At 64.7% G+C, this 20,794-nt stretch carries 11 protein-coding genes and 1 pseudogene; 8 read left to right on the forward strand and 4 right to left on the reverse strand.

Annotation, left to right across the window (positions count from 1 at the left end; translation table 11 throughout):
- Positions 1-80: 80 nt before the first annotated feature.
- Complete coding sequence (locus PT015_RS19985; RefSeq protein ID WP_285186732.1) at positions 81-515, forward strand: MmpS family transport accessory protein; 435 nt, start codon at positions 81-83, stop codon at positions 513-515.
- Positions 512-3,412 carry an MMPL/RND family transporter gene (locus tag PT015_RS19990; protein ID WP_285186733.1) on the forward strand — a complete coding sequence of 967 codons (2,901 nt, stop codon included), beginning with the start codon at positions 512-514 and terminating at the stop codon, positions 3,410-3,412. The genes PT015_RS19985 and PT015_RS19990 overlap by 4 nt, the downstream gene beginning before the upstream one ends.
- 9 nt (positions 3,413-3,421) lie before the next feature.
- Here the strand turns inward: PT015_RS19990 and PT015_RS19995 are convergent, their stop codons facing one another.
- Positions 3,422-4,633 (reverse strand): cytochrome P450, encoded by a 1,212-nt coding sequence (locus tag PT015_RS19995; protein ID WP_285186734.1) that lies wholly within the window; start codon positions 4,631-4,633, stop codon positions 3,422-3,424.
- A 65-nt stretch (positions 4,634-4,698) separates the two neighbouring features.
- A complete protein-coding gene (locus tag PT015_RS20000; protein WP_285186735.1) occupies positions 4,699-5,502 on the reverse strand; it encodes a mycofactocin-coupled SDR family oxidoreductase in 804 nt (267 codons plus the stop codon).
- Between the two features lie 64 nt (positions 5,503-5,566).
- Here PT015_RS20000 and PT015_RS20005 point away from each other — a divergent pair, with 64 nt between their 5' ends.
- The 3 genes and pseudogenes from PT015_RS20005 to PT015_RS20015 all read left to right on the forward strand — a co-directional run bounded on the left by PT015_RS20005 (position 5,567) and on the right by PT015_RS20015 (position 9,723).
- The gene (locus PT015_RS20005; RefSeq protein ID WP_285186737.1) at positions 5,567-6,022 is read left to right on the forward strand and encodes an SRPBCC family protein; all 456 of its coding nucleotides are present in this window, start codon (positions 5,567-5,569) and stop codon (positions 6,020-6,022) included.
- Positions 6,023-6,107: 85 nt separating this feature from the next.
- Positions 6,108-8,405: pseudogene (locus PT015_RS20010) on the forward strand (GH92 family glycosyl hydrolase); the annotation flags it as partial.
- Between the two features lie 112 nt (positions 8,406-8,517).
- Positions 8,518-9,723, forward strand: a complete 1,206-nt coding sequence (locus PT015_RS20015; protein ID WP_285186738.1) for a peptidoglycan-binding domain-containing protein — start codon at positions 8,518-8,520, stop codon at positions 9,721-9,723.
- Positions 9,724-9,728: 5 nt separating this feature from the next.
- On the opposite strand, the gene PT015_RS20020 is transcribed toward PT015_RS20015, so the two are convergent.
- Complete coding sequence (locus PT015_RS20020) at positions 9,729-13,349, reverse strand: hypothetical protein (protein WP_285186739.1); 3,621 nt, start codon at positions 13,347-13,349, stop codon at positions 9,729-9,731.
- Entirely contained in the window at positions 13,346-17,470 is a 4,125-nt protein-coding gene (locus tag PT015_RS20025) for a hypothetical protein (protein ID WP_285186740.1), read from the reverse strand. Before PT015_RS20025 ends, PT015_RS20020 begins: the two co-directional genes overlap by 4 nt.
- Before the next feature lie 159 nt (positions 17,471-17,629).
- On the opposite strand from PT015_RS20025, the gene PT015_RS20030 reads away from it, so the two are divergent.
- From PT015_RS20030 to PT015_RS20040, 3 genes are all read left to right on the forward strand, one after another.
- Complete coding sequence (locus tag PT015_RS20030; protein WP_285186741.1) at positions 17,630-18,685, forward strand: alpha/beta hydrolase fold domain-containing protein; 1,056 nt, start codon at positions 17,630-17,632, stop codon at positions 18,683-18,685.
- 41 nt (positions 18,686-18,726) lie between these two features.
- Complete coding sequence (locus tag PT015_RS20035; RefSeq protein ID WP_285186742.1) at positions 18,727-19,122, forward strand: hypothetical protein; 396 nt, start codon at positions 18,727-18,729, stop codon at positions 19,120-19,122.
- A 352-nt stretch (positions 19,123-19,474) separates the two neighbouring features.
- Entirely contained in the window at positions 19,475-20,626 is a 1,152-nt protein-coding gene (locus PT015_RS20040; RefSeq protein ID WP_285186743.1) for a hypothetical protein, read from the forward strand.
- The last annotated feature ends 168 nt before the right edge of the window (positions 20,627-20,794 follow it).

Below are 20,794 nucleotides of genomic sequence, written 5' to 3' on the forward strand. Positions count from 1 at the left end.
CGGTGCTCCGGTGCGATGAATCTGTCTGCGATGCAGGCTTATTCGTGCTGCCCGCGATCTGACCGGGAAGGAAACCCTAGGTGCAGATATCGAAGCTGGTCCGTAATGCGTGGTTGCCACTGCTCATCGTGGTGGTGGTGGCGGTCGGTGGCTTCGCCGTCACGCGGGTGAAGTCCTTCTTCGGCGCCCACAACACCGGCGCCATCACCACCTCGAAACTCGACGACTCCAAGCCGTTCAAGCCGAAGGTCGTCAAGTACGAGATCTTCGGTCCGGCGGTCCGCGCCAACGTGAACTACCTCGACCTCAGCGCCGAACCGCGGCGGGTCGACAACGCTCCGCTGCCCTTCACGCTGGTCCTCAAAACCACTGCGCCATCGGTGTTTCCGAACATCGTCGCGCAAAGCGACGGCGACTACATCGGCTGCCGCATCACCGTCGACGACGAAGTCAAAGACGAAAAATCGACCACCGGCGTGCACGCCCTGACCTTCTGCATGGTGAAATCGGTATGAGTTCAACACTTTCCGAGGCCCACACGGATCAGATCCCGGTTGCGCGGCACGCCCAGCGTGAACGGATACCGCACTTCATCCGCACCTTCGCCGTGCCCATCATCATCGGCTGGATCGCGCTGATCGCACTGCTCAACGTGATCGTCCCGCAGCTGGAAGAAGTCGGGAAGATGCGTTCGGTGTCGATGAGCCCCGAGGATGCGCAGTCGGTGGTCGCGACCAAGCGCGTCGGCGAGGTGTTCAAGGAGTACAAGTCGAACAGCTCGGTGATGATCGTCCTGGAGGGTCAGAAGCCGCTCGGCGCCGACGCGCATGCGTACTACGACGAGGTGGTCAAGAAGCTCGAAGCCGACCACAAACACGTTGAGCACGTTCAGGATCTGTGGAGCGACCCGCTGACCGGGGCCGGTGCGCAGAGCAACGACGCCAAGGCCGCGTACGTCCAGGTCTACCTCGCGGGCAACCAGGGCGAGGCGTTGGCCAACGAATCGGTCGAGGCGGTCCAGCGGATCGTCAAGGGCGTCCCGACGCCCAACGGGGTGAAGGCATTCGTCACCGGCTCGGCCGCGATGTCGGCCGATCAGAACATCGCCGGTGATCGCAGCCTGCAGGTGATCGAGACCGTCACGTTCGCGGTGATCATCGGGATGCTGCTGATGGTCTACCGGTCGGTGGTCACGGTGCTACTCACGTTGGCGATGGTGGTCTTCGAGCTCGCCGCGGCCCGCGGCACGGTGGCATTCCTCGGCTATCACAAAGTGATTCTGCTGTCGACATTCGCCACCAACCTGTTGGTGACGCTGGCGATCGCGGCGGCCACCGACTACGCGATCTTCCTGATCGGTCGCTACCAGGAGGCGCGAGGCAAGGGCGCGTCGCGCGAAGACGCGTACTACGAGATGTTCTCCGGCACAGCACATGTGGTGCTGGGATCGGGGCTGACCATCGCGGGTGCGACGTTCTGCCTGCACTTCACCAACCTGCCCTATTTCCAGACCCTGGGTATCCCGCTGGCGATCGGCATGGTGGTCGTGGTGGCCGCCGCGCTGACCCTCGGTCCGGCCGTGATCTCGGTGGCGTCGCGGTTCCGTCAGACGCTGGAGCCCAAGCGCGACAATCGCATTCGCGGCTGGCGCAAGATCGGCGCGGTCGTGGTTCGCTGGCCCGGTCCGATCCTAATCGCCACCATCGCGGTCGCGCTCGTCGGGCTGCTCACCCTGCCCGGCTACCGGACCAACTACAACGATCGCCATTACCTGCCGGCCGATCTGCCGGCCAACTCCGGATACGCCGCGGCGGACCGGCATTTCTCCCAGGCGCGGATGAACCCCGAGTTGCTGATGATCGAAAGCGATCACGATCTGCGAAACTCCGCCGACTTCCTGGTGATCGACAAAATCGCCAAGGCCATCTTCCGGGTGCCGGGAATCGGTCGGGTGCAGGCGATTACGCGACCGCAGGGTACCCCGATCGAGCACACCTCGATCCCGTTCCAGATCAGCATGCAGGGCGTCACCCAGCAGCTGAACCGGAAATATCAAGAAGACCAGATGGCTGACATGCTCAAGCAGACCAACGAGATGCAGGAAACCATCGACAGCATGGAGAAGATGTCGAGTCTGACCCAGCAGATGACCGACATCATGCACACCATGGTCCAGAAGATGCACGCCATGACGATGGACATCGAGGAGTTGCGCGACCACATCTCGGAGTTCGACGACTACTTCCGGCCGATCCGCAGCTATTTCTATTGGGAGAAGCACTGTTTCGACATCCCGTCGTGCTGGGCACTGCGCTCAGTGTTCGACACCCTCGACGGCATCGACACGATGACCGATGACATCGAGAGCCTGCTGCCGATCATGGATCGCCTGGACAAGCTGATGCCACAGTTGACCGCGCTGATGCCGTCGATGCTCGCGAACATGCGCGACATGAAGAAGACGATGCAGACGATGTATCAGAGCCAGAAAGGCTCGGCCGACCAGCAGGCCGAGGCGCAGAAGAACTCGACGGCGATGGGCAAGGCGTTCGACGAATCGAAGAACGACGAGTCGTTCTATCTGCCGCCGGAAACGTTCAACAACAAGGAATTCAAGCGCGGCATGAAGAACTTCATCTCACCCGACGGTCACGCGGTGCGGTTCATCATCAGCCACGACGGCGACCCGATGAGCGAGGAAGGCATTTCGCACATCGACGCGATCAAGAAGGCGGCCAAGGAAGCGCTCAAGGGCACGCCGCTAGAGGGGTCGACGATGTATCTCGGCGGCACCGCCGCCACGTTCAAGGACATGAGCGACGGCAGCAACTACGACCTGCTGATCGCCGGAATCGCCTCGCTCTGCCTGATTTTCATCATCATGCTGATCATCACCCGAAGTGTGGTGGCATCGGCGGTGATCGTCGGAACCGTGCTGCTGTCGCTCGGAGCCTCGTTCGGGTTGTCGGTGCTGATCTGGCAGCACCTGATCGGTATCGAACTGCACTGGATGGTGTTGGCGATGTCGGTGATCATCCTGCTGGCGGTGGGCGCCGACTACAACCTGCTGTTGGTGTCGCGGTTCAAGGAGGAGATCCACGCCGGCCTGAACACCGGCATCATCCGGTCGATGGGTGGCACCGGATCCGTCGTCACCTCGGCGGGGTTGGTGTTCGCGTTCACGATGATGACGATGGCGGTCAGCCAGTTGACGGTGATCGGTCAGGTCGGCACCACCATCGGCCTCGGATTGCTGTTCGACACCCTGATCGTGCGGTCACTGATGACGCCGTCGATCGCTGCGCTGATGGGCAAGTGGTTCTGGTGGCCGCAAGTGGTGCGTCAACGACCGAAACCCGCACCGTGGCCGGCGCCGGTCGCCGAGCGAGACGAGCGACTCGTAAAGGCCTGACCGACAGCGCTATTCGATCGCACACGGCAGGCTCTTGACGCCGTGTACGAAGGTCGAGCGCAACAGATCGGGCGGTGCGGTGGCGTGCAGATCGGGAAAGGCCGCCAGCAGCTTGTCGAGCACGACCCGCATCTCCATCCGGGCCAGGCCGGCGCCGAGGCAGAAGTGCGGTCCACCGGCGCCGAACGCGTAGTGCTCGCGGGCGTTGGCGCGGTGGATGTCGAAAACATCCGGGTCGGCGAACACGCTCGGGTCGTGGTTGGCCGCGACGTACCAGACCACCACCTTGTCGCCCTTCGCGATGTCGTGCGAACCCAGTGTGGTGTCGGTGGTCGCGGTCCGGCGCATGTGCAGAACGGGGGAGCACCAGCGCAACACCTCTTCGATGGCGTTGGCCTGTAAACCCTCGAAGTCGTTGGCCAGCAACCGCTTCTGGTCGGGATGTGCGCTGAGCAGGTGGACCGCCCAGGCCAATCCGGTGCGGGTGGTGTCGTTTCCCGCGGCGGCCAGCAGCAGCACGAAGGAGCCGAACTCCTGCGGGGTGAGGCGGGTGCCGTCGATCTCGGCGAGCATCAGCTTCGAGGTGATGTCGTCGCCGGGATGCTGTCGCCGCTGCTCGCCGAGCGCGATGGTGTACTCGAAGAATTCGACGACGGCCTGCACGCTTGTCGCGGCATCGCTCACATCGGTGTCCTGGACGCCGAGGATGAGGTCGATCAGCTCTCGCAGCCGGGGCCGGTCCGACGTCGGGATGTCGAGCAGGTCGGAGATCACTTGAAACGGCAGGTGCGCGCCGACGGTGTCGACGAAGTCGAAGCTGCGTGCTTCGCGGATCTGCTCGACGATGATGCCGGAGAGTTCACCCACGTAATCCGTCAGCTTGCGAATCTCGCGGGGCGAGAACGCAACCTGCACGAGGCCGCGATACTGACGATGCTTGGGATCGTCCATCGCGATGATCGAGCCCATCATCTGCAGGATTTCCCGAGGCATGTCATCCATCGAGAATCCCTTTGTGCTGGTGAAGGTTTCGGGATCCCGTGTCACCGTACGCACGTCGGCGTAGGCCGTCACCGACCAGAAGCCCCTACCGTCTTCGGGCTGAATGAATTCGATGCCGCCGCTGCGGTCTCGAAGGGTGTGGAAGGCGTCGAGCCGCGACGGGATGTCGCGGTCCCAGAAGGGGCTGAGATTGCCCGGGTTGAGTAGCGCAGTCTGCATGGCGGCCTTCCGTCACGCAGGGACGTTTCCATACTTTTTGGTATGGTGCAACGAAATGGCCTGTGTCAGTGGATGCGCGCGCTGCCGCCCAGTCCGATCTCGAGGACGCTGCCGGTGATGACGCCGGGGTCGGTGACCAGGTAGAGCACGCCGCGGCTGACGTCTTCGGGCTGCAGCCACGGCTGGGGGATCGGGTTGGCCTTCATCATCCGGCGCACCAGGTCGTCCGGGATGTCCTCGCCGCCGGCGGGTTGCACCATCGGTGTCTGGGTCGTGGTCGGACAGACGACGTTGATCGTCACGCCGTCCTTCGCGACCTCGAGGGCGGCAGATTTCGCCAAGCCGATGACGCCCCACTTGGTGGCGTTGTACGCGGCGAGGTCGGGGATGCCCATGCGTCCACCCATCGACGACGTGACGACGATCCGCCCGAAACGCTGTTGCCGCATTACGGGGATGGCCGCACGCAAGGTGTGGAACGCCCCGGTCAGGTTGGTGTCGATCAGTTGAGCCCACACGCCGTCGCTGACCTCGTCCAGCGGCCCGGTGCTGACGATGCCGGCGTTGGCCACCACGATGTCGAGGCTGCCCAGGTCGGCGACGGTCTGTCGCACCGCGGCCTCGACCGCGTTCCCGTCGCGCACGTCGAGGGTCAGTGGCACACATCGGCGACCGAGTTCGTCGACCAGCTTCGCGGTGACGCGGAGGTCGTCTTCGGTGCCGAGCGGGTAGGTCAGGTCGGCCATCGCGTTCGGGGCGTCGGCGACGACGATGTCGGCGCCCTCGGCGGCCAGCGCCAGCGCATGCGCGCGACCCTGTCCGCGAGCTCCACCGGTGATCAAGGCAACGCGTCCGTCCAAGGCACCCATAGCGGACGAAGTTACCAGCCGAGTAATCGCTTGCCGCGGGATTCATTTCGCCTACGCTCGCCCCATGCGTGAATCCGTGACCGTGCATATGGATGCGCCGGCTGACGACATCTGGGCGCTGGTGTCCGACGTCCGCAACACCGGCCGGTTCTCGCCGGAGACATTCGACGCGGAGTGGCTGGACGGGGCGACCGGGCCCGCTATCGGGGTCCGCTTCCGTGGGCACGTGAAGCGCAATGAGATCGGCCCGGTCTACTGGACAACCTGCCGGATCACGGCGTGCGAGCCGGGTCGCGAGTTCGGCTTTCAGGTGCTCGTCGGCAATACGCCCGTCAACAATTGGCATTACCAATTCACGCCGACGCCGACGGGCACCGATGTCACCGAGTCGTTCTGGGTGAAAAACTACGGCATGCCGCGCTTCGTGCAATTTGTCTTCGGGGAGCTACGACGCCGTCGCAATATTCGCGACATGACGACGACGCTGGAGCGGATCCGCGCGGTCGTCGAATCGAGCTGAGAGACGCCCTTGCGCACGCTGCCCTGGCGGACCCGTCCGGGCTGAAACCGCAACGGCGGGGTGGGCAGCCAATACGCTGCGTCGAATGGGGTGGACCCGGAAAGGGTTTGGCGCGCTTATCGCGGTAGTGGCCGCGGTGGGTGGCTGGATGCCGCCCACCATGGCCCGCGCCGAAGGCCTCGCGTTGGTCACGAATCCGGTCGAACACGTCAATACGCTCATCGGCACCGGGACCGGTAGCGAGACGATGGGGGAGATCAACAACTTTCCCGGCGCCGCACTGCCGTTCGGGATGGTGCAGTATTCGCCGGACACCACCGATACCTACGCCGGCTACGACTTCCACAACAGCCGCTCGACCGGCTTCAGCATGAACCATGCCTCGGCGGGCTGCCCGACCTTCGGTGACATCCCGGTGCTGCCGACCACCACCCCGATCGGCTCCGAACCGTGGTCGGCGTGGGAAACCATCGCGCACGACGAGACCGAGGTCGGCACGCCCGGTTACTACGCGGTCCGATTCCCCGACACCGGGGTGAGCGCGGAACTGACCGCGACGACGCGAACCGGTGTCGGTCGATTCCGCTATCCGGCCGACGGCCGACCCGCAATTCTTCACGTGCGCTCCGGCGGTTCGTTGGCAGGCAACACGGCGTCGAGCATTCAGATCGGCGAGGACAACGCCACGATCACCGGGTCGGCGACCACCGGTGGATTCTGCGGCGCCAAGAATTCCTACACCGTGTACTTCGCGACGAGGGTCAGTCGACCGTTTGGCGCGCACGGCACATTCGACGGGCATGCGGTCCATCCGGGCGCCCGTGCGGCCGACGCGCCCCAGGTCGGCGGATGGGTCGAGTTTCCGGCCGGCTCGGTCGTCGAAGTGCACACGGCGATCTCCTACGTCAGCATCGACGGCGCCCGCGCCAACCTGGCCGCCGAAGGCGAAAGCGGCTTCGACGTCGTCCGCCGAGCCGCAGCGCACGAGTGGAATGCGGCCCTGTCGCGGATCCGGGTGGCCGGCAGCAATGACGACGACATGCGGACGTTCTACACGTCGCTCTATCGATCGTTATTGCACCCCAACGTGTTCAACGACGTCGACGGAAGCTACCCCGGTTTCGACGGAGCTGTTCGCACGGTGGGCAAGGGGCACACGCAGTACGCCAACTTCTCCGACTGGGACACCTACCGATGCCTGGCCGCCCTGCAGGCCTTGTTGTTTCCCCGACAGGCCGGGGACATGGCGCAGTCGCTGGTGAACGACGCCGCGCAGAGCGGCGCGCTCCCGCGCTGGGGCCTGGCCAATGCGTCGACGGCGATCATGACCGGAGACAACCCGGTGCCGCTCATCGTCGGCCTGTACACGTTCGGCGGCAACGACTTTGACGCCAAGACGGCGTTGTACTACATGCTCAAGGCGGCCACCGAGGGCGGTAGGGGACTGGGCGACTACGTGGAGCGTCCGATAGCGAAGAGCTATGCCGAGTACGGTTACCTGCCGCAGACCCGCCCGTTCGGCAGCGCCAACCCCTACCCCGGCGCCTCGGTCACGCTGGAGTGGTCGGTGGACGACTTCGCAATCGCAAAGTTTGCCGAAGCGCTCGGGTTCGGCTCCGTCGCAACGGAATTCCAACGGCGCGCGCAGTTCTGGCGCAACCTGCTCAACCCGTCGAACGGCTACCTCTCGCCGCGCGACACCGCCGGCAGGTTCGCGCCCGGGCCGGGCTTGCAACTGCCCGATGAGGACCACCTCGGGCAGGAGGGATTCGAGGAGGGCAACGCCGAGCAGTACCTCTGGATGGTGCCGCACAACGTCGCCGGTCTGGTCGGCGTGCTCGGCGGACCGTTGGCGGCCGGCCTGCGGCTCGACCTCTTCACCGCCGAAGTCAATGCCGGGCCGCACAAGCCGAACCTGTGGATCGGCAACGAACCGAACTTCGGTGTTCCGTGGCTGTACAACTACATCGGCCAGCCGTGGAAGACCCAACTGACCGTCGACCGGATCCGCCGTTCCGCCTTCGGTCCGACGCCCGACGGCGAACCCGGCAACGACGACCTCGGCGCGCTGTCCAGTTGGTACGTTTGGGCCGCGCTCGGGCTGTATCCGGCCACCCCGGGAACGTCGGTGTTGACCGTCAACACACCGATCTTCGACCGGGCCGAGATCACCTTGCCGACCGGCAATCTGATCCGCATCTCGGCTCCGGGCGCGTCCGCCGGGCAGCAGTACATCGCCGGCCTAGGCATCGACGGGCACCCCACGGATCTGACGTATCTGCCGGAGTCGATGATCCGAACCGGCGGCTCCGTCGACTTCGGGCTGTCGTCAGTCCCGAATCTCTTCTGGGGCAGCGCTCCATCCTCGGCGCCGCCGTCGTTCGACGGTCCCGACCGCTGACCCGGATGTGCGCTATGTCAGGCAATCATGTGAACCCGGCATGAGTCGTTTGCGAGCCCGGATCGGATGCGTGTTTGCTGCTTAGCCTGATCGCATGGCGATGCGATCAACGCGCTTCATCGGAGACGACGTTCTGAACGGTTGCCAGTCCGGACAGTGGGTGTTGTCGGCAGACGACGACGATCTCGCCGTGATGCGGGTGCAGGAGGCGCTGACCGTTCTCGGTTACAACCCGGGCAAACTCGACGGAGTCTTCGGCACCAACACCGGCAACGCCGTCAAGGCGTTCAAGCGCGCCCAGGGCCTGTCGCCGGCGGATGCGGTCGTCGGACCCGGCACGTCGACGGCGTTGGACAACGCGATGTATCACAACCCGCCTTATCTCGACCCTTGGTTCGGTGAAGTGGCCCCCTGGGTGCTGAATCAGGTCGTCGAGCCCTTCGTCGGCTTCGAGTTGAACTATCTGATCACCCGGCCGCTCAACACGATTCGCCACGACGTCGGCTTCGCGATGCTATCGCTGCTACGGGACGAGATCTGCCTGGCGATGGTCTCGCAGAACCGCACCGCGGGCATCCCCGACCTACGCGTGGACGAGGATTCGAGAGCCAGCGTCGCAAACCTCACGGGATCGGCCATCTATGTGCCGTTCACCGGGCCGGACGCCATCACCCGCGGGATCATCGGGTTTCGTGACACCACCATCATGGGACGCCGGTTTCATACCAACAAGCAGGGAAAGAAGGCCAAGGTCACGCTGCGATCGGCCTTGATTCACGAGCTCACCCACATGCGCAACGTCGACAGCGGTGCGCTGCAGGTGACCGAGGACGACGGCTCGGTGTTCCTCGATCCGAATGTCGCGGTAGCTCTTTCGGCGTCGGGCGACATGACGAGAGAGGTGTATGTCCACTTCATTCAAGAGGTGGTCGCCTCACACGTCGAATGGGTCGGGCAACAGGAAGAGGCCGGTAATCCCTTCGCCGCACGGTTCCTCGACCCCGCTGCCCTGACCGAAGCGGTGCACTACTACTTCACCAGCGTCGACTCGGGATGGTTCCGCGACAACGGCTATATGGCGGCGTGCGTCGCCGCAGGCGACCTCGGCATCTACCGGCAGGCCGCGCTCTGGCTCAGGGCCGCATCGAGTCTCGTATTCGCCGACAACTCCGAGCTTGACGCGATCAGTACCCGGTTGTTCCAGGACGCCGCCGACGAGGCGGAGCGCCTGGCCAATAACCCCGGTGCACAACATGTTCCACCCGACGGGGTAGCGACCCTACCCCGGGACTACAGCTAGCAGCGTCAGGTCAACGGGACGATATCCACGAACACCGTGCGCTGCTGAAGGTCGGCCGCGAACGTCCCCACGGGCGCGGGCGGTACGGGGCTGTCGATGTCCTCGTACTCACGGACCACGATCCGGGCGGCGCCGCTGTTGGAGCGGAAACGAATGGGTGGCAGCGGAGTGTTCAGCGTCCCGATGGCAGGGGCACCGTCGCGATGCCAGAGCCCGGGGTGATCGGCGCGCGCCGCAGTGACGTCGCTCGCCGGGTTGAGCTGACCCTCCGCCAGATCGCAAACCTCCAGTACCGCAACGACTTTATTGGGCTTCCCGCCTTTGGGCCCCGGGCCCACGAGTTGCAGTGTCACCTCGACAACCCCGCCGACCACAGAGGTGTCGACCAATAGCCTGCGGTCTGGCATCAGGGACACGAAGTCGGTCATGACGACACGGGATAGCGCGCAATCTTTTACGCTTTCGGGCTGGTAACGCGCGACGCCGAGCCGAACCATCGGGCTGTACGGCCGATCCGGCTCCGGCACCAGGATCTCGCTGTCGAACATTGGGATCTCGACATCGGCGAACCACCGGCCGGTTTCCTCGCTGAACGACACCGGGAAGGGGATCGCCAACACCGATTCGTTGAGTTCGTCCAGCTTGCAGGTCACCGGGTTGACCTGGCTGGAAAACATCTCGCGCGGTAGGTATCCGGTGGCGACGTCGGTCTTGTAGATCGGGTCGCGGTAGAGCCGGGACAAGTAGCGAGCCGTCTTGTTCAGATACGCGTCCGAGGTCTTGGCGGCGATGACGACGGCGAGTTGCTCGCCCTCGCCGGAGGTATTCCACGGCCTGGCCAGTTCGACTCGGACGGTCTTGCCCCTGCGGGTCCGTTGAATCGGAGGCGACGCGGCGTCGACGGTGGTGGTGAACGCCGGCGAGACCGATAGCACCACCGGTGGGGCGGGTCGGGCCGAACTCGGAATGCTGATCGCGGGAAGCGTTCTGCTGCTACAAAAGTCGGCGGGAGTGCCGTCGGATTCTGTGAAGAACTCTCGGTAGCGGCTGACCGCGGTGAGGGTGTAGGACACCATGCGATGGCGGGTGTCGCCGAAGTCGTGGCGGAATGACGAGACCGTGATCCCGCTGTCGGCGGACAACGTCGGGTCGCCGATGACGGTGGCGTCTCGCCCGACTGTCATCGACACCACCTCGTCGGTGACAACGGGCCCGGGCGCCGCACTGTCGACGACTTCGTGCCACTCCGCCCGCACGTCGACCTGACCGGTGCTGGGCCGGTGAATGCCGAACAGGGTGCCGTGATCGATCACGACCGCGGTGTGGTCGCCCTCGTCGCGATGCGCGCTCGGCGTGGACTTCGGCGGGTGGACGGGTCGGCGCACCGCGTGCACGAGTTCGACCACCCGCGGGGGTGTCGCCATCGGGTGGCGGCCCTGTGCGATCAGTGTTTCCGCGCCGGCGTCCGCCCAGTCCTTCACTTCGAACTTGTCCAGGTCGGTCGTGCGGATGGTCGACGACACCTCGAGATCGACCTGCAGTCCCGGGTCGAGGCGGGCGTAGAAGGTCCGAAGCGATCCGGACTTCCACTGGGCGACGGGCGCGTTGGGGTTACGGCCCTGTAGCACAAGTCTCTTCGCGTCCAGGTCGGGCCAGCGCGGCGCCCATTGATCGTCGAACGTGCGCCCCGGCGCAGGTGAGTCCAGTTGCCTCCTGACGAAGACCTGCACTTTCAGCGCCGCGGGGTCGGGGAGCCAGGTGTAGTTGCCGGCAGCATCCGCCGCGGGGGCGGTCATCGCCCGCTGCACCCAACCCCACGTCGCGAGATCGGCACCGTCGAGGGCGCCGTACTGCTCGGCAATCGTCATCGATGTCGGCGGGGGCAGCAGGACTCTCGTGTCGTTGGCTGGGTACATTCCGTGATGGGCCGCGGCGAATTGCTCGACGTTCATCGGAATGTCGCCCGCCGGGTCGCTACGAACAACCAGCCGGTCGATCGTGCCACCCTGGCCATAGCCGCCCGGCGCCAATAGGTCTGGGGGAGGCGCGAATTCGGGCGGCGGGACCGGTTCGTGCCGGCCGTAGAGCACCAGGTCGGACTGGCCCTCGTTGTCATCGTGGAGGTCGCCGGCCTCGAGGCCGCTGCCGGCCATGTCCGCGACCCGAACCCGCATGTGGTAGCCGTGACCGAATCGCAGCGGGGTCTGCCGGGTATCGGGCGGTTGCGCGAATGTCCACTTGAAATCGAAGGGGACGGCGACCGGGCTCTGGTCGGGTTCCCGTTCGCCATGCTCGTCGAAGACCGGGCGACGGAAGGCGAGACTCCATCCGTACCAACGGACCACGGCTTCGTCGGCCCGCAGCACGTTGTCCTTCTCGACCGCCGCGGCGTTCGCCTTGACCTGGCCCTCCTCCCGTCGCGCCTCGGGTCCGATCGGATGGCCGTCGAGCAGATACGTCGCCATCCGTTCGCACAGCGGTGCCCACGCCCCGGTCTGCTCTTTGATATCGACCCGGTAGCCGAGGGTCAGATCGTCGGCAGTGAGTACCCGGTGGATGTCATCCGCATCGGGCAGCGGTGCGTCGCCACTCCGATGTGCCCGCGCCCGAACGCTGTTCGCCACTCGGGTGCGCAGCTGGGCTTCGCGGTTGCGTCGCAGCAGCGTGAGGCCCGACGAGTGCAAGACCGGGAGCGTGCTCGGCGCCGCCCCCGTTGCCGCGCGCTGCGCGCCTTCACGCAGGCGGCTCACGGCTCCGGCGACGTCGAAAGTCGCCAGCGCCCAGCGATTCGTGTCACCACGTCGTTCGGCCGAGATCTTGCCCGCACCGGCCAAATCCACGATCCCGCCGGCCACGTCGCTGCCCGGTGCGGCCCAGGGCAGGAATCGATTGTCGGACAACTGGTAGCGCGTCCATCGACTGACGACGCTGACCGCGGCGGGCACCTGGGCGTCGAGGTTGGAGGCGATGCTGATCAGTCGCTGGCCGGAACCGGTAGGGATGTCGTCGGCAGGCAGGGTGAATTCGAGGATGAGACCCAGATGGAGAAGCACGGAGGGATGCTCGCGCAGCATGGATACCGTGCGTTGGAAGTCCGGCGCGGACCAGTTCTGCGCGTCGTCGCTCAGTGTGGCTTCGCCGTAATCGTCCCGTGGCGGCAGGATCGTCGGCGGTTCGATCCATTCGCCGTACTGCGTGCGCACCGCCTTCGCGGCTTCGGCCGCGGCAGCCGGAGTGTCGGCGGTGTGCGCGGCCGCCGTATCGGTATAGCCGTCGACGATCGTCTGGGCTTCCTTCGAGGTGGGGGCGACGAACAACTCACCGTATTCAGTGAACTGCGGTTGTCGCACTTCCGCACGAGCGAAGAACCCGTTCCAGATATCCGTTGACGCGTGTGGTATCAGTGTGAGCGGCTTCGACGATGTCTGCGCCCCTGTGGTGTCGGGTGCGAACTGTGCCGCGAACGTCGAGTTCGCGACTGTGCTCGGCCAGTCTCGAAAACCCAACTCGGACAGCGGTTTGTCATTGTCGGTGTCGAGTTGCGGCACGATCAGCGCACGTACCCGCGCGATGCCGTTCGCGCCGAGGGCGCCCGCCGGAACGGCGACGACCAGGATCCTGCTCATGCCTGCGGCACCCCCGTGAACGCACTTCGGTAGGACTCCCACGCCTTGAGGCCGGCGGGATCGGGCTCTGGTCGCGCAATGAATTGTGCCGGCCGCGAATTCGACAGCTCATGGGTCCCGGAGCCGCCCGCGATCACCCACTCTCCACTGTCGAGTTCGAACGAGTCGGAATACAAGGTGATGTCGATATCGATGACGATGGTGGCGCGGCCGACGAGCCAGTTGTGCTTGAAGTTGTAGGCGAGTTCGACCCGCAGCTCGACCGAGACCGACACCAGGCCAAGCACATCGAGGCTGCCGCCGATGTGGATATATCCGGTCAGCATCGCGGACCCCGAAACCAGGGCATAGCGAATGCCGCCGAAGGCGTGCACCTCGGCCTTGCCGACGCCGAAGTTCATCCCGATCGCGGCGCCGAACTGCAGCGAGATCTCCAACCGGCGCAGTCCGGTGTAGTCCAACTCGAGATCCACGTAGCCGCCGCCGCCGAACATGAGCACGGTCAGCGTGAAAGGTCTTTCGCGCGAGGCGAAGCCGACCGCTATGGAGACCGGGTCCTTGGTGAACGGAATCGTCAGGGCGGCACTGAAGACCAGGTTGCTCATCACGAACGACATCGCCGAAACATCAGGCAGCGGCAGTTGATAGCGCGCGACGACCTTGTCCTTGGCCGCCTCGATCTTGACAGGCAGCTTGTCGAAGCCGCCGATCGCCTCCTGAAGAGATGTCAGGAGGTGCAGTCTGCCCACGAATCTGATGTCGCTGATGTCGACCGACACCTTAGGGGCTTCGCCGGTGTTCTGCCGGAATGTGATGGCCTTGAAGTCGATTTCGATCAGGGCTTCGGTTGCGTCCGCGTCCGGCCCGGGCGACGGTATCTGCAACGTGAAATTGTTTGCCACGCAGAAAGTGTCGTTGTGCAGTCCCGAGCTGACGACATCGATCGTGACCGTCGAGTCGGGGCCCGGCTTGAACATCGGCACGGCCTGGAGCGGGACCGTCTGCCACTTCATCCGCACCTCGTTGGGCACCCCGTCACGCACGATGGTCTTGAGTTCGGGTGGGACGTCGATCGCGCCGAGGAGGTCCTTCAGCGAGAAGCCCAGCAGGGACGCGCCTTCGGCGATCAGACTCCTCGGGTCGGTGTTGGCGAGCCCGTTCAACCGCGAGATTCGGTCGACGACCAGCTTGGGGCCGGCGAGTCCGCCAGCGCGGTCTTTTATTTCGGTGAAGTCGAGGACCAGCTGGTCCATCAGTTTCAGTGGAACATCGACATCCGAGTCCCGCAGGTACTCCGGTGTGAACAGGACCTTGGTCGTCGGGTCCTGGCCGATCAGCGAGCGGACGGTGGGCATTCCGACGTAGGCCGCCCACGACTTTGCGTCACCCGGTACACCCAGAGTCGGCAGAAAGCCCCGCAAGTGGTGATTGCCGACGATGTTGAGCCGGCGGACTTCGTGGATGGAGGTCTGCAGTTCGGTTGGCGCGTCGGCGAACGTCGGCGGGGTATGGGGCAACAAATCGATTGGCACACTGGGCAAATCGATCACGCCACCGCCGCTGCGTTCGTACTCGGTGAAGACGGCCGCGGTCACGCGGGAGTCAGACAACGACCGGAACAGCGGCCGGAAGTCACCGTTCAGGTCGAGGTCGGCGACGAAGATCAGTTCCTGCGGGAAGTGGACGTCGCCGTTTTTCGCTCTGCATCGGATTGGGAACTGCAAGGGCCTGCCCTTGGTAAAAGGCGTGAAAAACGTCTTGACGCCGACCGTTCCGATGCCCTGCTCGTCCAACAGCGCGAGCAGCGCTTCGAATCGCTGGAGCTGTGCATACATCTGGAGATACTTGACGGCGGCCGGGGTGCCTTGGGCGAGCGCTTCCGTTGTCACTCCACCGATGGCACCGCCGAGAAAGACCTCGTCACGAAGGCGGTCCAGTCGGTGTCTCAGATCTTCGCAGTCGCTCTGCAGTTCGCCCGCCGCTTTGGACGGGCGCGGAATCTCTTTCCAGACCGCGTTGTCGAGGTTGCGATACTCTCGGGTCCCGATCTCGACTTCACTGAACGGGAACGCATTTCGCAGATTGTTCGGCGCGTCCGCGCCGAGGTGCTTGACCGGCTCGGTGATGTAGAGCGTGCTGATTTTGCGCAGCACCGCGACGTCTTCGTCGGTGCTGCGCTCGGTCATCTCGACCCACACCGCTCGGTGGCCGAACGGATAGAGCACGCCCTTGATCGCGGTGCGCACCGTCTGGTCGCGTCCGAGCACGGCATTGTGGTCCCACTCGTATGTTCGCCACTTGCCCGAAGCCGTCAATGTGCCACCGAGACAACTCAATTCGAGGCGCTTGGCGACGGGCAGCTTCTCGGTCGGCACGCCGTCGCACAGTTCCGCGATCAGGATGCGATCCGCCTTGGGCAGGGCTACCGTGAAGTTCTCGTCGCGACCGGCGCGCAGGGCGCGGATGTGCAGATCGCCGTCGCCGGTCGATTCGATGCGGCTTCGCCAGATCCCGTATGTGCCAACGCTGCCGATCGGGTTTGTGGGATGCCGCACGACGGGGGCGGCTTGGTCGGCGGCCGTCTCGGGCGCGATGATCAGCCCACGGGGTAACTCGATCGCGTTGTCTTCGGCATCGATCGAGTGGCCGTCGAAAGCGGCCAGCAGTTCGCTCGACGTGATCAGGGGGTCGCGTATCTCGTCGATGGGCAACCGGCTAGGTCCCGACAGCAACGCGGCCCAGATCCCGCCGCCGGCGGTCGCTCCCGGCCTCGACGCTTGCTCGGCGATGTGTTGGGGAGGGAACGTCAGCACGACATCGCCGCCGGGGAGTTGGAGGGTCGGCGGACCCGGCGCCGCGTCCAGTCGCACCGAATGCCCTGGCGCGGTGACTCCGAGCACCACGTGGTCTTGGGGTCGGACGATGAGAAAGTCGGGCGGGGCGTCGTCCGCGGTGCCGGCCAGGGGATCGTTCGGTGGGTCTTGTTTGAAAAGGCTTGCCGTCCACACCTTCGGCCCGGACCAGGAGCCTGGTGTGCCCTCCGCCCACTTCCACACCGTGACTTCATAATCGCCGGTGCGGACGACCAGTTCGATGGTGTCCTTATTGCGCGAGATCGCGGCCGGGTTGCTGCGAAAGGTTGCGGGGCCTGCGTCGGCGGGCGCCCAGGCGAGCTCGTTCCAGTTCCAGCGCCGCAATCTACTGGTGCCCTTGTCGAGGACGAAGATGTCGGCCTGGCCGATGCGATTGACGGCTATGGGGTCGAGCGTGAGGGGGAAAGTCGTGGTGTCGACGATGGCTTCCGGTCCGTACCAACCTTGGTCGGTCTCGGATACCACGTCGAGGCCGCCGAACCCCCAGTGGATCAACTTGCCGTCAACGGAGCGGACGTAGATGTCCTGGCGCGTCGCGGCACGCGAAAAAGCGGTCAGAGCGGTGCTGGTGAACTTCAACCGATTTCCGGTGACAAGCTCGTGCTCTTTGATGGAATGGTGATTGTTCGCGTCCCGGGTCACCGTGTCGACGACGAATTTGAGTCGCTTGTCGTTGAGGTCGCCGGATTCGACGTCGGGATGCCTTGCCGCGTAGTAGATGTCGATCTGACCGCCGGCCCGCCGAATCACGACCGGATCTCCGACGGCAATGCGCGGGCCGTTGACGAGCACACCGCGTTCCTTCCAGGGCCGATCGCCGTGTTTCCACCACCACAGGATCGACCCGTCGACGCTGCGCGCGAAGACGTACAGCCAGTCGTCGTCGGCGACGACCGCCGGGGTGGTGGCGGCGAAACCGGGGAGTTCCTCGGGTCCGCTCCACAACCCGGTGCCGGGAGCCCAGGACCAGTGCAGGATCTTGGGGCCCTCGTGGGCGCCCACGACGGTCATGCTCAGCGCGAAGACATCCATTCCCGCGGGATGACGCTTGACCGCGACCGGTTCGGAGTCGAGCAACCCACCCAGGTCCATCGCGTTGTCGAAGGCGTCGGCGTCGCCGTCGCGGCCCCAGATGTGTAGCAGTGTGTCGGCGGGCGAACGCATGAACACGTCAAGATGGAACGGATCACGTTGAGTGACAACGGCTTTACCGTACTCGGGCACGTCTACGCCCTCTCCGGTCGACAAATCGCCGATCCTTGTCGCAAGCAGTCACGCGGGCGTGTTCCGGTGCGCGGTGCCCCGGTCGGAACGGGGCCAACGTTATGCCGGATCGGGGCCGGAGGGATAGAGGGATTTCCCTGGTATCTGGCATGAATATGGTGCGGACCGTTGTAGCGTCACGACATGGCTGACGGGCGTCTTGCTGATCCGGACCGTTCGCTCGAGACCGACCCTCGTTCCGATCCGCGCATGGTCGCGGCGCTGACGAAGTTCGGAATCGGCGGGAACATGCCTCTCGTCCCCATCACGATCGACGCGCCCCTCGACGAGCGCCTCGGCTACGCCGATATGTGCGAGGCCGGGATCGGCGCCGTCCTCGACGCCTTCGCCCCCGGCGTTCCCGACGCGGACGGCGTCACCACCACGACCACGACCATCACCGGCGAGGACGGCAACGACATCACGTTGTACATCAGCAGACCTGAGACCGCGAGCCCGCTGCCGGCGGTCGTCCATCTACACGGCGGCGGCATGGCCATCGCCAGCGCCGCCGACGCGATGTACTCCCGCGTCCGCGAGTTCCTGGCGGCCAGCGGTCTGGTCGTCGTCGGCGTCGAATTCCGGAACTCCGGCGGAAAGCTTGGCCCGCATGCCTTCCCGGCCGGCCTGAACGACTGCGCAGCCGGTGTGCGGTGGGTCGCTGCCCATCGCGCGGAACTGGGTGTCAGCCACCTGATCGTGTCCGGCGAATCCGGCGGGGGCAATCTCACGCTGACGGTAGGGCACAAGGCCAAGCGGGAAGGCTGGCTGCACGAGATTGCCGGGTTGTATGCGCAGTGCCCATACATCTCGAACAAGTGGCACGAGGTGCCCGACGACTTCCCATCGCTGCGGGAGTGCGACGGCTACTTTGTGAGCCTGCAGCAGGCCGAGATGCTCGCCTCGATCTACGACCCGAGCGGCGAGCATGTGAACGACCCCACCTGCTTTGCCGGTTACGCGACAGCTGAAGATCTCAGCGGCCTTCCACCGCATGTGATTTCGGTGAATGAGCTCGACCCGATGCGCGACGAAGGCTTGGACTACTACCGCCGACTTGTTCGCGCGGGCGTGCCGGCCGTCGGGAGAGTGGTCGCGGGTACCTGCCACGGGGGTGACTTGCTGTTCCCGGGTGTGATGCCCGATGTCTTTGCCGCGAGTATGCGCGATCTCAGCGGTTTCGCGAAGAGTCTCGGCTAGATTCCGCACACTACTGATTTCGACCAGCAAGGAGGCGCGACGTGACAATCGCGAAAATAGCTGCAGCCCCGGTGCTTTGGTGCGGCCTGCTGATGGGTGCCGCGCTGCAGCCGGCCGGACTCGCGCATGCCGCGCCCGGTGCGACCTTCACGATCGTGAACAACACCGGCAAGGACATGTGGTTGGACGAGTGGTTCCTCGAGACGCCGGCGTCCGCCACGTTCGGGCCAGGGCGGGTGCCGCCGGGCTCCTACACCGTCCGTACCAAGAGCGACTCGGAACTCCAAGCGAAGTTCACCCTCGGCGATCAACGGCATGCCATGGTCTCGATGAAGGTGACCAACGGCGTACCGCAGATTCAGTGCCTGACGAACTACGGCAACTGCTCACCGCGCGGCAACTGGGCGAACGACTCCACGGCGACGTTCACCTCCTAGCAAATTCTTGGAACGGCTCGCCGGGGCACCGGATACGGGGTGTTCCGAGCACCGACCCTCGCCGACCGCAGCCTCTCTTAGAAAAACATATGCGGGACTTGGCCGCGACTCAGGTTTTATGTGCGTTTGACCGCTGCCACTCTGGTGAACCCCCGATGGGCCCCACACCGACGGATCGGTTTGGGAAAAGACTCTTGAACTGGTCTTATGCTGCGGGATAGTAGCCGGATACCTGACCGGCTCGGAGGCCATTGCCGTACGGCCACATCTCCGGCCGTGCATCTATGAGTTGTTTTAGAGTATCTAATTAAGGTAAGGCAACCCTATTAAGATCAGGTTTCTCTAAGTTAACTTGGGCACTGCCGGCCGCCAGGTCGGTAACCGAATCGAACGAAAGATCCTGATGCAGCTAACTCTTCGACACAACGATCTCGGCTGGGCTCGTCAGACCGCCACGACGCTCAGCGGTGTCCGCGCACGCACTGTTGCGGCCGGTATCGCCGTGGTCGGCGCGAGCGTGATCGCAGCGGTGCCCGCGATCCAACACCCGGCGGGCCCGCAGCACCGCGATGTGCAACTCGTCAATTCCGGCGACATTATCGAGGTGCTCGGCTCGGCGGCGGCGAATTTGGCCGAGCGTCAAACCGAGATCGCCGCCAGCGATCTCCCCGCTACCTTGACGGGCCTGACGACGGAATACTCGACCAGAATCAGTGAGAGTTTCGCCGAATCGGGCGCTGCTCTGCAGTCGGCGATCGCGCAATTTCCCACTGTCCTACAAGAGGTTTCGGCCCTGTACGCCGAAGGCAACGCGCTGGAGGCGTTCACGGACCTCAACGGCTTCTTCCTGCGCCAAGGTCTCGGGGGCATCGGCCGGCCGCTGTTCGACCTGCTTGACAGCACTCGTCCGGACGGCACCGGCGGGGTGGGCATCATCGGCGAACTGTCGCAGCTGTCGACCAACGTCACCCAGCAGTTGTTCAGTGTCGAGACCTTCCGAGGTGCGAGCTACGCACTTCTCGCGCCGTCCATCACCGCGGGGTTCCGGGCATCGCTGGAGACCGATGCCTACACCGATCAGCTCGAAGCTGGGGATACCGCGGGCGCGCTGAACACGTTGTTTCAAGCGCCCGTTCGGATCTTGGATGCCTTCTTGAACGGAGACAACTTCGATGGGACGGTAATCGATCTGGAAGATGAGCCGTTCCCGGGCATCTTCACCGAAGCGGGCCCGATCGATTTCTTCTTCCGCATCCTCCCCGACAGCATCGCGGAGGCTCTCGGGGGCCCGTCCGGAGGTGACGCCGCAGCCGCGGCGACCGACCTCAGTTTGGTGGAAGACGTGACGTCGATCTTCGACGCGTCGTCACTGTTCGACGCATCTTCATGGCTGGACGCATCGTCATGGTTCGACGTGTCGTCATGGTTCGACGAGGGAATGCTCCTCGCTGCGATCGATCCGGGCGACATCATCAATGCTGTCACCGCTGAATTGGCCATTTAGCGCACTGGGCGGCGGGAGGTAAGCACCCCTCCCGCCGCCCACCCGCGGTCGCTACCGCCGTTCCCGCCCAACGGTTTTCGAGACGCGTGCAGGAGCAGCGCCACGACGGACCGCCGCGAGTGTTTCGGCCATGGTCTTCAGGTCCTGAGGACCGAAAGCAGCAATCGA

The organism is Candidatus Mycobacterium wuenschmannii (assembly GCF_030252325.1).
Lineage (GTDB): Bacteria > Actinomycetota > Actinomycetes > Mycobacteriales > Mycobacteriaceae > Mycobacterium > Mycobacterium wuenschmannii.

Bases quoted from the DNA above. Each gene is read 5' to 3' on its own strand.
- PT015_RS20015 (WP_285186738.1), top strand. From the start codon at position 8,518: ATGGCGATGCGATCAACGCGCTTCATCGGAGACGACGTTCTGAACGGT.
- PT015_RS20030 (WP_285186741.1), top strand. From the start codon at position 17,630: ATGGCTGACGGGCGTCTTGCTGATCCGGACCGTTCGCTCGAGACCGAC.
- PT015_RS20020 (WP_285186739.1), bottom strand. From the start codon at position 13,349: ATGAGCAGGATCCTGGTCGTCGCCGTTCCGGCGGGCGCCCTCGGCGCG.
- PT015_RS19990 (WP_285186733.1), top strand. From the start codon at position 512: ATGAGTTCAACACTTTCCGAGGCCCACACGGATCAGATCCCGGTTGCG.
- PT015_RS20005 (WP_285186737.1), top strand. From the start codon at position 5,567: ATGCGTGAATCCGTGACCGTGCATATGGATGCGCCGGCTGACGACATC.
- PT015_RS20000 (WP_285186735.1), bottom strand. From the start codon at position 5,502: ATGGGTGCCTTGGACGGACGCGTTGCCTTGATCACCGGTGGAGCTCGC.
- PT015_RS19995 (WP_285186734.1), bottom strand. From the start codon at position 4,633: ATGCAGACTGCGCTACTCAACCCGGGCAATCTCAGCCCCTTCTGGGAC.